The organism is Corynebacterium sp. HMSC074E01 (assembly GCF_001808885.1).
Taxonomy (GTDB): domain Bacteria; phylum Actinomycetota; class Actinomycetes; order Mycobacteriales; family Mycobacteriaceae; genus Corynebacterium.
Genome location: NZ_KV794854.1, coordinates 194331 through 207578, shown reverse-complemented (window position 1 = coordinate 207578; position 13248 = coordinate 194331). Strand labels below are relative to the sequence as shown.

Sequence of the window (13248 nt, the reverse complement as noted above, 5' to 3'; positions counted from 1 at the left end):
GGCTGAGGTGCCGTTAGAAGAAAACCGGTACGTATTTTTAGGGCGGGTGTCCTGGTAGGCGATGGAGTTATCGAGGGTTTTGCAGATATCGCGAACTTTGCGCCTGATTTGACTACGCGTGGGAAAAACCTGATTCGGCTTAGAAGGGGTGAAGAAGTCAGCCAGAAGAGTGTCGATAAAGTCCAGGGTTTCATCAGTCAAGGCTGTCAATGCTGACATGGGTTGATCAATAGCAATAAGGGACTCGATGTCGAGCAGGCAGTGGGTGTCTTGTATGGCTTTGACTTTCGGCAGGCTATCTAAGCGGTGGATAGCACGCAGGCCGGATTTGATGTGGCCTTCGGGCAGTGACCAGGCAGCAACTAGGGATAGTGCGGTGGTGTTGATATCAGCCTGCAGGCTGGGCATAGCCCCGACCCAGGTGTCAAAGGCGGCTCGTCGTGCTTTCGCGCGGGCTATGGCGTGTGGGTTATTCGGGTTAGTAGTCGAGAAGAAGAAGGTTGGTGGGCGTGTGGCAGTGGTCATGGGTATCTCCCCCGAGATAAACATGTGTTAGAAGAAATGTTCTAACCATGATTCTAGTACCACACACCCCGTATGGCCATAGCCTGCGTTGAATTCGTGTCAAGTCGTTACTATAAACGGGGGTATCCACCATGTGTTAGCCAGCACATTCGATGGCGAGATGTTGGATTCTTTGCCTGTGCAAGAGCGCAAAACGCCCCCTCCGTCCGTCAGTGACAGCGCGAAGGGGGCGTGGGTGGGGGATCTACTTGGCGTCGGAAAGCGCGTAGGCAGCGCCGGCGCTCGCGGCAGTGACGGTCAGGACTGCCGGCCAGGAGCCCATTTTCTTAGCCAGCGGGTGGGAGAGGCCAAAAGCGCCGGTGTACAGAGCCGCCAGGCCAACGGTAGTGGCCGGGTTCGTCTTAGCCCACCAGCTGCGGCCCGCCCACACGCCAGCGGCGGCAAGCACCACGCCGCCAAGCGGGCGAATGCCAGTCTCCCGGGCGGTGAGCCAGCCGCCGATAAGTCCCAGCGTGACGGTCGCTGCCGTCGATACGTCCTGCGGTTTCTTGATATCAATCATTCCCATGCGCCTCAGTTTAGGCCGCGTGAGCGTGCGGTGGCTAGACTTCGCTGCATGAAACTCGGAGGAACGCCGCCGTCGGAGAAGCAAGCGTGGCTCGCCATGGCCGCGCTATCACTGGGCTTTTTCATGTCCTTACTCGACCAATCGATGATTGCCGTCGCGCTTCCCGACGTCCGCCGTGAGTTCCACGCCGATGTCAACCAGGTGCTGTGGGTTTCCGCCATCTATTTGCTCGCCGTGGTCGTGCCGCTGTTGTTTACCGGCCGCCTCGGCGATATCTACGGCCAGAAGAAAATGTTCCAGCTGGGCGTCGGGCTCTTTGGCATCGGCGCGCTGTTGTGCGCGTTAGCGCCCTCGGTGGAGTTTCTTATTGCAGCAAGAGCCTTGCAAGGTTTCGGCGCGTCGATTCAAATGCCGCAGACTATGGCCGTCATCAACCGTATTTTCGCGCGGGAGCGGCGCGGCCGTGCGCTCGGCGTCTGGGGAGTGGTTGGGTCTTTGGCCACACTTGCCGGACCGCTCTTGGGAGGCTTCGTCGTCGCTGCATTTGGCTGGCAGGCTGTTTTCTGGATTCATATTCCTTTTGTTGTCGCCGCAATCGTCTTATCCGGCCTGTGGGTGCCTTCCTTGCCAACGGCGATGGGGAAGATTGACTTCCTCTCAGTGGGGGCGTCGTTTATCGCGTTAACGTGCTTCGTCTTCGCAGTGCAACAGGGCCCAGAGACGGGTTGGCCGTGGTGGATTTGGGTCCTGCTCCTTGCTGGTGTGCTCGGCATGTATATTTTCGTGCGCCTGCAATCGGCCCGGGGGATGGCGGCGCTCGTCCCGCTCGTGCTGTTTAAGGACCGCAACTACTCCGCTGGTTCGGTAGCCATCGTGTCCATGGGCTTCATGGCGGCGTCGATGATGATTCCCATCATGATGTGGCTGCAGGTCGAGCAGGACATGTCGGCGCGGGATGCCGGGCTCATCGTTACACCTATGGCGCTGGTCTCCCTGTGCGTGTCGCCTTTAGCGGGCATTCTGGCGGATAAGCTGCACCCACGTCGTTTGGCAGTCGCGGGCTTCGGGATCCTGATTGCGACCTTCCTCGCACTGTGGTTCCTCATGCAGGCCGAAGTGTCGGCCTGGTGGTTGTGCCTGCCCTGCGCGGCGCTGGGGGCGGGACAGTCCTTCATCTGGGGCTCTAATGCCGCGACGACGATGCGCGATATTGATGCAGATCTCATGGGCGCGGCATCCGGCGTCTATAACACGTCCAGGCAGGTGGGGTCGGTCATTGGAGTAGCCGCCGTGTCAGCGGTTATGCAGGTAGCGGGGGCCGCGGATTCCCTCGTGGTCATTGTCGCGATGCTTTCAGCAGGGTGCGTGGCGTCCCTCTTCTTCCGCGACACCCTGCATGCGGTAGCGGAAACTGCGAGGCTATAGGGAAGCGAGTAGATTGGATGTCATGCGTCTTGCTGTACTGACATCCGGTGGTGATTGCCCCGGTCTGAATGCTGTTATCCGCGCGGTCGTTCGTACCGCATCCAACGAGTTCGGCGATACGGTCGTCGGCTACGAGGACGGCTGGGTTGGTCTGATGGAAGACCGCCGCCGTGACCTTTATGACGACGCAGAGATCGACCGCATCCTCCTGCGCGGTGGAACCATCCTTGGCACCGGCCGCCTCCACCCAGATAAATTCAAGGCTGGGTTGGACACCATCAAGGCCAACATGGCTGATGCTGAGGTCGATGCGCTCATCGCCATTGGCGGTGAAGGAACGCTGAAGGGCGCTAAGTGGCTCTCCGATAACGGTATCCCGGTCGTGGGCGTGCCAAAGACCATCGATAATGACGTCAACGCTACCGACTACACCTTCGGTTTCGACACCGCAGTATCCGTGGCGACTGACGCGATCGACCGCCTCCACACCACCGCTGAATCCCACGACCGCATCCTCATCGTGGAGGTCATGGGCCGCCACGTTGGGTGGATTGCGCTGCATGCAGGCATGGCCGGCGGCGCGCACTACACGGTGATCCCTGAGGTCCCATTCGATATCGCAGATATCACCAAGGCGATGGAACGCCGCTTCCAGATGGGTGAGAAGTACGGCATCGTTTGCGTCGCTGAGGGCGCGCTGCCGAAGGAAGGCACCATGGACTTCGAAGAAGGCGGTGTGGACCAGTTCGGCCACCAGACCTTCAACGGAATTGGCCAGGTCATCGGTGATGAGATCAAGAAGCGCACCGGCTACGACGTGCGCACCACCGTACTCGGCCACATCCAGCGCGGCGGTACGCCGACGGCCTATGACCGTGTGCTGGCCACTCGCTACGGCACCCATGCCGCCCGTGCTGCGCACAACGGCCAGTCCGGCATGTGTGTGGCTCTCCATGGCGAGAATATTGACCTCGTGCCTCTCGAGGACGCAGTGGGCAAGCTGAAGGTGGTTCCGGCCAAGCGTTATGCCAACGCACAGGCCCTGTTTGGCTAAACACCACCGTTAGCTCATCCATAGTTTCTAAAGGTAGCGATGACAAGCGTATTAGCTTATCTGGCTGAGCAGCCGGTCCTCTTGGTGTTTCTGCTCATAGGTGTCGGCATGGCACTCGGCGGCATCAAGACGCGGGGCATCAGCTTGGGCGCGGCGGCCGTGCTTTTTCTCGGCATCGCATTCTCGGCAGCCGCATCAGCTGCCGGGGTGGAGGCCTCCGTTCCTCCTATTTTGGGCATGTTCGGCTTAGTGCTCTTTGCCTTCGGCATTGGCAATAACTCCGGTGTGTCCTTCTTCAAGTCACTGAAGACGGCGACGGGCCCAGTGCTGTCGATGATCGGAGTCTTCATCGTCGCGGCGCTTGCCGCGTGGGGGTTGGGCACTTATGTCTTTGGGCTGTCGAATGCCACCATCGCTGGTACTTTCGCCGGTGCGGTGACGAATACCCCGGCGTTGGCGGCGGCGTCGGAAGCCACGGGCGATCCGGGCTCGGCTACGGTGGGCTACGCGGTGGCTTACCTGTTCGGCGTCATCGGCATGCTCGGTGCGACGGTGCTCGTGCTTCGCGACGCCGGCAATGACGACGACACCCTGTCACCCGTCACGCGCCAGCACATGCAGATTCAACGCGAGATCTCAGTCGCGGAGATCGCCGATATTGGCAATGGGGAAGTGCAGGTAACACGCCTGCGCCGCGTGGGCAGCAACCTTATCGTCTTGCCGAAATTCTTCGATGTGCTGCACCCCGGTGACGTGGTCACGCTCGTTGGTGCCCCGGAGGACCTGGACAACATCATCGAGCGAGCCGGGCGCGAGTCCCCGCAGATCCTCAATGATGACCGCCACGAGTTGGACTTTCGCCGCATCACTATTTCCGAGCACAGCTTGGCGGGCCTGACCATCGCGGAGCTCAATAACCAGCTGGCGGATCGCTGGGGCGCGCGTATCTCGCGAGTACGTCGCGCCGATAATGATCAGGTCGCTATCCCAGAACACATCGTGGAGCTCGGCGACCGCGTGCGCGTCGTCGGTTCCAAGAAGTCCCTGCGGGAGATTTCCACTTTTCTTGGTGATTCCTCGCAAGGCCTGACAGATATCAACCCGGTGTCTTTGGGCCTCGGCATGGCCCTCGGCGTTTTCGTGGGCCACCTCGAAATCCCGCTTCCAGGCGGCTCTTCCTTTAGCCTCGGCGCTGCCGCTGGCGTCCTCATCGTGGCGTTGATCATGGCGCGTATCGGGCGCATCGGCAATACCGTCACCGCACTGCCGCACTCGGCCAACACAATCCTCTCCGAACTCGGACTGCTGCTCTTCTTGGCCCAGGCCGGAACGAATGCGGGCGGGGAAATCGCCGGTGCCTTTACGGGTGGAGCCTGGTGGAAGATTCTCCTGCTCGGCATGATCATCACGACGCTGGTGGCGACCGGATTCGCACTCGTCATGCGCCGCTTCCTGCGCGTCGGTGCCACGAAGACCGCGGGTGCTATGGCGGGCGCGCAAACCCAGCCGGCCGTGCTCGCTTTCGTGAACAATCGGACGAACACTGACCAGCGCGTCGCCTTGGGCTATGCCATGGTGTATCCGGCGGCGATGATAGCCAAGATTCTTATTACGCACGGCATCACCTTGTTGGGTTAGGCGGTTGCGCACGGTGTCGCGCTGACATACTAAGATGGCACGCATGACTGCTGCGATGTATGACCTGATGGACTATGACGAGGTCCTTGAAAAGTTCGAACCCGTTATGGGCATGGAAGTTCACGTGGAGCTCAACACGGAGACCAAGATGTTCTCCACCTCGCCCACGAACTTCAACGCAGCCCCCAACTCCAACGTGGACCCGGTGTCCCTCGGTTTGCCAGGCGCTTTGCCGGTGGTCAACTCCAAGGGCGTGGAAGGCGCCATCAAGATCGGCCTGGCGCTGAACTGCAAGATTGCGGAATCTTCGCGTTTCGCCCGCAAGAACTACTTCTACCCGGACCAGCCGAAGAACTACCAGATCTCCCAGTACGATGAGCCGATTGCCTACGACGGCTACCTCGACGTCGTCCTCGACGACGGCACTGAGTGGCGCGTTGAGATTGAGCGCGCTCACATGGAGGAGGACACCGGCAAGCTGACCCACCTGGGTGGTGCCGATGGCCGCATTCACGGCGCAACGACCTCGCTGGTGGACTGCAACCGTGCCGGCATCCCGCTAATCGAGATTGTGACCAAGCCGATCATTGGTGCTGGCGAGCGCGCCCCCGAGGTCGCCCGCGCCTATGTTTCTGCTCTGCGTGAGCTCGTCGCGGCACTGGGCGTGTCCGATGCCCGCATGGATCAAGGCTCGATGCGCGTGGATTCCAACGTTTCGCTGCGCCCGGTGGGCCAGGAGGAGTTCGGCACCCGTACCGAAACCAAGAACATCAACTCCCTGCGCTCGGTGGAGCAGGCGGTGCGCTTTGAGATGCAGCGCCAGGCGCAGGTGCTTGTCGACGGTGGCGAGATCGTCCAGGAAACCCGCCATTACCAGGAAACGGATGGTTCGACTTCCAAGGGCCGTCCGAAGGAAACCGCCGAGGACTACCGTTACTTCAACGACCCGGACCTGCCGCCGGTGATTGTCTCCCGCGAGTGGGTCGAGGAAATCCGTCAGACCCTGCCGGAGATGCCGTGGATTCGCCGCGCCCGCATCCAGGAGGAGTGGGGCCTCAAGGACGAGGAGATGCGTGACCTGGTCAACGCCGGCGCTCTCGATCTCATTATCGAAACAGTGGAAGCCGGCACCACTCCTGACGAGGCCCGCTCCTGGTGGGTGTCCTACCTGACCGGTAAGGCCAATGAGGCTGGCGTTGAACTGAGCACTCTCGGCATTACCCCGGCGCAGGTCGCTCGCGTTGTTGAGCTGGTCAAGGAAGGCAAGCTGACCACCAAGCTGGCTCGCCAGGCGGTCGACGGCGTGCTGGCCGGTGAGGGTGACGTCGACGAGGTCGTCGCCAAGCGCGGGCTCGAGGTCGTGCGCGATGATGGCGCGATCGAGAAGGCCGTCGATGATGCCCTGGCCGCTAACCCGGACATCGTGGAGAAGTACAAGGCCGGCAACAAGAAGGTCACCGGTGCCATCGTGGGTGCGGTCATGAAGGCCACCCAGGGTAAGGCTGACCCAGGACAGGTCAACAAGCTGATTGCGAAGAAGCTCTCCTAGTCGGTAGAGATTTCCATTAGGCGAGGTCAGGCGGCTGCGGGGTACCGTGGTCGCCATGACTATTTCTACTAAAGCACTGCAGAAGACCGGTCCGAACGAGCCCTTCGAAGTCGTGACCATCCAGCGCCGCGAGCCGCGCGCCGATGACGTTGTCATCGACATCAAAGCAGCAGGCATCTGCCACTCGGATATCCACACCATCCGCAACGAGTGGGGCGAGGCGCACTTTCCGCTGACCGTTGGCCACGAGATCGCCGGCGTGGTCTCCGCCGTGGGGGAGGAGGTCACTAAGTTCAAGGTGGGGGACCGCGTCGGCGTGGGCTGCCTGGTGAATTCCTGCGGTGAGTGCGAGCAGTGCGAGGCAGGGATGGAGCAGAACTGCCTCAAGGGCGGTGTGGGAACCTATAACTCCACGGATGTCGATGGCACGATTACCCAAGGTGGCTACGCTGAAAAGATCGTGGTGAATCAAGACTTCGTGCTGCGCATCCCGGATTCCCTTGATTTTGACGTGGCAGCACCCCTTCTCTGCGCTGGCATCACTACGTACTCTCCGCTGGCACGTTGGAACGTCAAGGAAGGACAGAAGGTAGCCGTCGTGGGCTTGGGCGGCTTGGGGCACATGGGCGTGCAGATTGCTGCCGCAAAGGGCGCGGATGTCACGGTCATCTCGCGCACCTCGCGCAAGGCAGAGGAGGCCGCGAAGCTGGGGGCGAGCCGTACCCTGGCCACCACCGAAGAGGAAGACTTCTTCCGGAACCACCGCGGCGAATTTGACCTTATCCTGTCGACCATCTCCGCCGAGTATGACCTCGAAGATTACCTGCGCCTCCTCAAGCCGCGCGGCATTATGTCGGTGGTCGGCCTACCGCCGGAAGCACTGCCGCTGCGCCTCAGCCGTCTGGTCGGCGGCGGCAAGGTGCTGACCGGCAACAATATTGGTGGCATCGCGGAAACCCAGGAGATGCTGGACTTCTGCGCCGAGCATGGCCTGGGCGCGGTGATCGAAAAGGTGGGCGTCGACGAGGTAGACGCGGCCTATGAGCGCGTCGTCGCGGGTGATGTGAAATTCCGTTTCGTCATCGATACCGCGACGTTTGCCGAGCACTAAGAGGTGAGCCGGCTCATGCTTGAGCGGTTGTAGGAGCAATCTCTCCACAGCCGCACACATGTTTTCCTATCAGGTTGGCGTAAGGTAGAGCCTATGTAACGCCATGCTAGTGCCAAAGTATGGCGCGTTTTTATGCACTAGCCACTAAGCATAAAAAGAAGAAACTAGAAAACAGATAGGAAAACGTGTCTTATAAAAACGTCGTGGGCATCGCTTTGTCCTTCATTGGCTTGCTCGTGGGTGCGGGCTTTGCCACGGGACAGGAAGTTGTCCAGTACTTTACGTCCTTTGGTATTCCTGGCATGTGGGGAATCCTGGTAGCCGGCTTGGTCATGACCCTCGCCGGCACGGTGTTCCTTCAGCTGGGAAGCTACTTCCACGCCAGCGAACACAACCAAGTGTTCCGGAACATTACCCACCCGATCATTTCGCGCATTCTGGATGTCGCGGTGATCCTCACGCTCTTTGCGGTGGGCTTCGTCATGCTGGCTGGCGCCGGATCCAACATGCAGCAGCAATTTGGCTGGCCAGCCTGGGTGGGCTCTCTGCTCATGCTCGTGCTCGTTCTTATCACGGGCATGTTCGACGTCGATAAGGTTTCCCGCGTTATCGGTCTTCTTACGCCGACCATCATTATCGCCGTACTCTTCGCCGGCACCTACACGCTGCTGCACATGCCGGACAGCGTGGATGCGGCCATTAGCGCCTCTGCGGCAATCGATTCCCCGATCCCGCACTGGCTGGTATCCGCGCTGAACTACAACGGCCTGGCGCTCATCCTGGCGGTATCGATGTCCCTGGTGATCGGCGGCGATAACATCAGCCCGCGCGAGGCAGGCGTCGGCGGCATCGTGGGCGGCGCGGTCTACGCGGTGCTCATGGCCATCGCCGGTTTCTCGCTGCTGATGAACGCGGAGAACGTCGGCGATTCCGATATCCCGATGCTGACCCTGGTGGACAATATCCACCCGACACTCGGCGTCATCATGGCCATCATCATTTACCTGATGATCTTCAATACCGCCATCGGCATGTTCTATGCGCTCGGCAAGCGCCTGTCTTCCGGTAACGAGTCCAAGTACCGCATCATTTTTATCGCCGGCTGCCTCGCTGGCTTCGCCGTCTCCTTCGCCGGCTTCAAGGCTCTGATGCAGTACGTCTACCCGGTCCTGGGCTATATGGGCATTGTGCTCGTGGCCATCTTGGTGATTGGGTGGCTGCGTTCCCTGGGCAAGATTAAGGACGAGGGCCTGCGCCGTGAGCGCATCCGCGCCCTGCTGCACCTCAAGCTGCACCCCGATGCGGAGTATGACGCAGCGCGTTATGACGATGAGATCGGCCAGCAGATCGCCGACTCCAACATGGACGATGAAGCCCTCTTCGAGGACCTCGTCTCCGATGTGGTGGAGGAGCTGGACTCGGATGAAGACCTTAACTTCGACAAGGAAAAGTGGGAGGAAAACCGCAACGACCACTCCTACTACACCGAGCGCGAGGGCGTCGAGCAGGGCCGCAGCGACGAAGAAATCAAGGCCTGGGTCGAGGAAACCGGCGCGGTGGGAGACCCCGCCGAAGACGAAGAGCTCCCTGAAGAATCAAAGGAGAACTAGAGAAGCAGGAGCTTCGCGGTCAGCGCAAGCATGACGCAGCCGATGACAATGTTGACTACGCGCCACGTCGTCGGCTTGGCCAGCACGTGGGAGAGCTTGTAGGCGCCAAAGCCGAGGGAGGGGAACCACACGGCGCTGGCCAGAATCGCACCGCCGGCGAAGACCCAGCGCTGGTCGCCATATTGGTTGGCAATGGAGCCCAGCATGACTAGCGCGTCGACGTAGGCCAGGGGATTAAGCCACGTCAGCGCCAACGCACCGAGGACGGGTTTGACCCAGGATTTTGAGCGCACGCGGGGGCGAATTTTGGTGAGCACGGAGGTGCTCGGTGCGCCCGAATTGCCTGAGTTCTCATCAACCACCTGGGCCACGGGCGCAGTTTCCTCGATGACCAGGGCATCCTGTTCCTTCTTGAAGGCATCGCGGAAGCACGTGAACCCAAAGTAGATGAGGTACGCCGCGCCCAGGTATTTGACCACGACGAGCGCGGTGGGGAAGCGCTCGACGAGGACGCCGACGCCGGCGGTGCCGCCGGTGATCAGGATGACGTCGGAAAGCAAGCATGCCAACAGGATAGGCCCGACATGATCGCGTTTAATGCCCATCTTGATGATGTAGGCATTCTGCGGTCCGATGGCAATGATGAGGGACAAACCCAGCGCAAATCCTGCGAGCAAAACTGACATGGCTTCTAGTGTGCGTATAACGGCATATGAAGTCCAGTTAAATCTTCTACAGCTGGTTTAAAATAGCTTCATGAACCCGCTCCATACTGAAACTCTGCTGGCCATCATCGATGAAGGCTCCTTCGAGGGCGCTGCGGCTGTGTTGGGAATCACTCCCTCGGCCGTCAGTCAGCGCATCAAGGCGCTGGAAGTTTCGACCGGCCGTATTCTTCTGCGCCGCGGAACTCCCGTCACCGTGACCGACGCAGGGGAGATCGTCGCCCAAGCCGCGCGGCGCATGGCTCTGGTCCAAGCCGAGGCGGATGCGCGGCTCACCGAGCGCCTCTCCCGTGTGCCGTTGACTGTTGCTATCAACTCGGATTCCCTGGCCACGTGGTTCAGACCTGTAATCCAGCGCACCGCCGAGCGCGGTGAGGCGGCGCTGCGCATCCGCATCGAGGATGAGGCCCGCACTCTCGCGATGTTGCGCCGGGGTGATGTGCTGGGAGCGGTCACGCGCGAGCAAACCCCGGTCTCCGGCTGTGAATCCACGTACCTCGGCACCATGCGCTACTTTGCCGTTGCCGCGCCCGCTCTGGCGGAGGCTTTCGAAGACTGGGAGACCCTACCCATCGTGGGCTTCGGTCCGAACGACGCCACCTTGGACGACGCCATGCGCGAGCGCTTCATCGACTCCCATGTCCTGCGCGCGCGGGTCTCACAGATTCCTTCCTCGGAGAGTTATGTCGAAGCAGTGCGCTACGGCCTGGGCTGGGGGCTTGTGGCGCGGCTACAGGCCCAGCCCCTGCTGGAGACGGGTGAGCTGGTGCTTCTCGACGACTTCCCGCTCGACATCGACCTCTATTGGCAACGCTGGCGGCTGGAGTCGGAGGTGCTCGCGGACCTCACGGCAGATGTCTTAGACGCAGGCCGTGCGGTTTTAGCTTCGCGCCGCGCCGATAAAGATGCACCATAAGGGCGCTGTGCTGCCTTAAGTTGGAGGCATGAGCGATAAAACTCCTGATAAAGCCACCGACTTTGATGACGATATCCCGACCTACACGGGGAAAGACTCCGTGAAGGACAGCACGCCTGAGGCAGAAGCTGTAGAAGCTGCCGATAAGCCGAAGAAGAGTAGCCTCTTCCAGCGCCCCGGCCGCGCCGAGCCGCAGGTGATTAAGCCGAAGAAGGCTGAGGAGCCTGCTGTTGAGGCAGAGCCTGAAGCCAAAACCGAAACCTTTGAGAGCGCCACCCGCGAGTCCTTGTCTTTCGACAGCGCTGCAGCAGAAACCGAGACCACTGCCTTCCCGCGCGCGGAGGCCATGGCCGAGTCTGATGCGCAGACAACCGCTATGCCGGTATCGGCAACCGCAACTGAGTCCGCGGCAACTGAGACCTACGAGGAAGTGCCAAGCACGGTTGCCGTTGCCGACCCCGCTGTGGACTCCGAGGTAGCAGCGGTGGAGGAGAAGCCGGAGCCAGCACGCCGCGGCACCATTGACTTCGGTCTGCTCTTCGTGCGCTTGGCGCTCAGCGTTTACCTGCTCGTGGCGGGTGCCTCGACCTTCTTCAAGCTCGGCGGCAACGAGGGCCTATCTGGTTTGGAGAACGAGTTCGGCGAGTACACCATGGCGGCGGCCTTGGCCATCGGCGTGCCCACCGTCCAGCTCATCGCTGGCGCCTTCCTGCTGCTGGGTCTGGTGACACCGCTGGCGGCCATGTTCGGCCTTATCGTCACTGGTTTCTCCGCTATCCACGGCCTCAACGCCTCCGGTGCAGGGTTGGATGTCTTCGCGTGGAATGAGAGCGTCTGGCTGGGCCTCGTCCTCTTCGTTATCGCGGTGGCCCTGCAGTTCACCGGTCCGGGATTCATCTCTCTGGACTTTAACCGCTCGTGGACTCGCCGCCCATTGGCAACGTCCTGGATTTTCGTCGTCATTGGCGTGGCCGCGCTCGTTGCCATCTGGTGGTTTGGCGCGGGCGTTAACCCGCTGAACTAGGCGCTGTTAGCACGTTTCTACGCTCCCAGCCTGCAGTTATGGGGTAGCCGTTGTTGTTTTCCATTATGTAAAGTAAGTTGTTTTCTGTAGTGAAAAACAATGACTTTGGTGCCGCAGGAGGGGAGCTTTAGTTTTGCCGAATCAGAATGTTCTGGACGCACTCGCATTTGAGGAGCAACAACGGTTGGCCGCGGCCAAACGGCCACCCGTCTGGCTGAGCCTGCTCGCAGCGGCGGCGTACGGTGCGTGGTTTGCTTACATGTGGATCAAAGTTGACGTCCATCCGCTCGTCCTCGTCGGCGGACTTCTTCTTGTGCTCGGGTTATTGGTGAGCCTTGCCTTCTTTTACCGCACGGGGGTGAGGGATTCGATGCGCCAGAAGGTTGATCCGCACGCCTCCCGGAGCGTGACCTGGCGCTTCTACGCAGGATTGGGATTTATGATTCTGCCGTCGCTCTTCAATCCCTTCGTCGAAGGACACGTTATTCCCTCATGCATTGCAAGTGTGCTGTGCGCCTTGGCGGTCTTGTGGACACTACATACTGGTGCGCTGGATCGGAGGCCGCGATGAGTGAACTTGACCCGGTAATCCACCCGCTCAATCGCTTTAAGATTTGCGCCACACTTAATGCCTTCGGAGCCACGCAGGGCGGGGAGGTAAACCGAGAGATGAAGTTCGCCATGTTGCGCGCTCGCACGGAGCTTTCCGATGCCTCCCTGTCCAAGCAGCTCGGAGCTCTGGAAAAAGCCGGCTACGTGACTCGCTTCCGCGAGTACGGCACCAGCCGTGCGAAGGACTCGGTGTGGGTCGCATTGACTGAGCAAGGCAAGATTGCCTTCGACGGCCACTTGGCAGCACTCAAGGAATTAGCTGAGGGTTGAGTTGGGTGCATAGTACGGCCTCGCTGAGGTGCCCTTGTTGCCAAAGTTTTCCCGCCCGCCGCAGGCGGTTTCAAGTGGTGGATGCATCACTTGAATAGTTCTTGGATTCTCTCTTCTGGTGTGTACCAGTTGAGGACTTCTCTGGGGCGCCCGTTGAGTAGGTCTTGAATGTGTTGAACGCCTTTTGAAGCGTCAGGGTACTAAAGTCGCTTCCTTTGGGT

The 13248-nt window shown here is 60.4% G+C and carries 12 protein-coding genes and 1 pseudogene; 10 read left to right on the top strand and 3 right to left on the bottom strand.

Annotation, left to right across the window (positions count from 1 at the left end):
* A pseudogene (locus HMPREF2537_RS10390) lies at positions 1-525 on the bottom strand (HNH endonuclease); the annotation flags it as partial.
* 244 nt (positions 526-769) lie between these two features.
* Positions 770-1093 carry a hypothetical protein gene (locus HMPREF2537_RS10385; protein ID WP_070511621.1) on the bottom strand — a complete coding sequence of 108 codons (324 nt, stop codon included), beginning with the start codon at positions 1091-1093 and terminating at the stop codon, positions 770-772.
* Between the two features lie 48 nt (positions 1094-1141).
* Here HMPREF2537_RS10385 and HMPREF2537_RS10380 point away from each other — a divergent pair, with 48 nt between their 5' ends.
* The 6 genes from HMPREF2537_RS10380 to HMPREF2537_RS10355 all read left to right on the top strand — a co-directional run bounded on the left by HMPREF2537_RS10380 (position 1142) and on the right by HMPREF2537_RS10355 (position 9480).
* Positions 1142-2518 carry an MFS transporter gene (locus HMPREF2537_RS10380; RefSeq protein ID WP_070528648.1) on the top strand — a complete coding sequence of 459 codons (1377 nt, stop codon included), beginning with the start codon at positions 1142-1144 and terminating at the stop codon, positions 2516-2518.
* A gap of 22 nt (positions 2519-2540) precedes the next feature.
* The gene (locus HMPREF2537_RS10375; RefSeq protein ID WP_010186971.1) at positions 2541-3572 is read left to right on the top strand and encodes a 6-phosphofructokinase; all 1032 of its coding nucleotides are present in this window, start codon (positions 2541-2543) and stop codon (positions 3570-3572) included.
* A gap of 39 nt (positions 3573-3611) precedes the next feature.
* The gene (locus HMPREF2537_RS10370; RefSeq protein ID WP_049157216.1) at positions 3612-5210 is read left to right on the top strand and encodes an aspartate:alanine exchanger family transporter; all 1599 of its coding nucleotides are present in this window, start codon (positions 3612-3614) and stop codon (positions 5208-5210) included.
* A gap of 43 nt (positions 5211-5253) precedes the next feature.
* Positions 5254-6759, top strand: coding sequence for an Asp-tRNA(Asn)/Glu-tRNA(Gln) amidotransferase subunit GatB (gene gatB / locus HMPREF2537_RS10365; protein WP_010186967.1), 1506 nt, complete (start codon positions 5254-5256; stop codon positions 6757-6759).
* A 55-nt stretch (positions 6760-6814) separates the two neighbouring features.
* Complete coding sequence (locus HMPREF2537_RS10360; RefSeq protein ID WP_046648096.1) at positions 6815-7870, top strand: NAD(P)-dependent alcohol dehydrogenase; 1056 nt, start codon at positions 6815-6817, stop codon at positions 7868-7870.
* Positions 7871-8055: 185 nt separating this feature from the next.
* Positions 8056-9480, top strand: coding sequence for a YkvI family membrane protein (locus HMPREF2537_RS10355; protein ID WP_070528642.1), 1425 nt, complete (start codon positions 8056-8058; stop codon positions 9478-9480).
* On the opposite strand, the gene HMPREF2537_RS10350 is transcribed toward HMPREF2537_RS10355, so the two are convergent.
* Positions 9477-10166 (bottom strand): LysE/ArgO family amino acid transporter, encoded by a 690-nt coding sequence (locus HMPREF2537_RS10350; protein ID WP_070528639.1) that lies wholly within the window; start codon positions 10164-10166, stop codon positions 9477-9479. The genes HMPREF2537_RS10355 and HMPREF2537_RS10350 overlap by 4 nt on opposite strands.
* A gap of 70 nt (positions 10167-10236) precedes the next feature.
* Between HMPREF2537_RS10350 and HMPREF2537_RS10345 the strand changes: the two genes are divergently transcribed.
* The 4 genes from HMPREF2537_RS10345 to HMPREF2537_RS10330 all read left to right on the top strand — a co-directional run bounded on the left by HMPREF2537_RS10345 (position 10237) and on the right by HMPREF2537_RS10330 (position 13027).
* Positions 10237-11121 (top strand): ArgP/LysG family DNA-binding transcriptional regulator, encoded by an 885-nt coding sequence (locus tag HMPREF2537_RS10345; RefSeq protein ID WP_070528636.1) that lies wholly within the window; start codon positions 10237-10239, stop codon positions 11119-11121.
* 28 nt (positions 11122-11149) lie between these two features.
* Positions 11150-12145 (top strand): DoxX family protein, encoded by a 996-nt coding sequence (locus HMPREF2537_RS10340; RefSeq protein WP_070528634.1) that lies wholly within the window; start codon positions 11150-11152, stop codon positions 12143-12145.
* Between the two features lie 133 nt (positions 12146-12278).
* Positions 12279-12716, top strand: a complete 438-nt coding sequence (locus HMPREF2537_RS10335) for a hypothetical protein (RefSeq protein ID WP_049157207.1) — start codon at positions 12279-12281, stop codon at positions 12714-12716.
* On the top strand, positions 12713-13027 hold the full coding sequence (locus tag HMPREF2537_RS10330; RefSeq protein ID WP_049157204.1) for a transcriptional regulator: 315 nt from the start codon (positions 12713-12715) through the stop codon (positions 13025-13027). The genes HMPREF2537_RS10335 and HMPREF2537_RS10330 overlap by 4 nt, the downstream gene beginning before the upstream one ends.
* Positions 13028-13248 lie beyond the last annotated feature (221 nt).

Bases quoted from the DNA above. Each gene is read 5' to 3' on its own strand.
- HMPREF2537_RS10360 (WP_046648096.1), top strand. From the start codon at position 6,815: ATGACTATTTCTACTAAAGCACTGCAGAAGACCGGTCCGAACGAGCCC.
- HMPREF2537_RS10370 (WP_049157216.1), top strand. From the start codon at position 3,612: ATGACAAGCGTATTAGCTTATCTGGCTGAGCAGCCGGTCCTCTTGGTG.
- HMPREF2537_RS10380 (WP_070528648.1), top strand. From the start codon at position 1,142: ATGAAACTCGGAGGAACGCCGCCGTCGGAGAAGCAAGCGTGGCTCGCC.
- HMPREF2537_RS10350 (WP_070528639.1), bottom strand. From the start codon at position 10,166: ATGTCAGTTTTGCTCGCAGGATTTGCGCTGGGTTTGTCCCTCATCATT.
- HMPREF2537_RS10375 (WP_010186971.1), top strand. From the start codon at position 2,541: ATGCGTCTTGCTGTACTGACATCCGGTGGTGATTGCCCCGGTCTGAAT.
- HMPREF2537_RS10385 (WP_070511621.1), bottom strand. From the start codon at position 1,093: ATGGGAATGATTGATATCAAGAAACCGCAGGACGTATCGACGGCAGCG.
- gatB (WP_010186967.1), top strand. From the start codon at position 5,254: ATGACTGCTGCGATGTATGACCTGATGGACTATGACGAGGTCCTTGAA.
- HMPREF2537_RS10340 (WP_070528634.1), top strand. From the start codon at position 11,150: ATGAGCGATAAAACTCCTGATAAAGCCACCGACTTTGATGACGATATC.
- HMPREF2537_RS10330 (WP_049157204.1), top strand. From the start codon at position 12,713: ATGAGTGAACTTGACCCGGTAATCCACCCGCTCAATCGCTTTAAGATT.
- HMPREF2537_RS10345 (WP_070528636.1), top strand. From the start codon at position 10,237: ATGAACCCGCTCCATACTGAAACTCTGCTGGCCATCATCGATGAAGGC.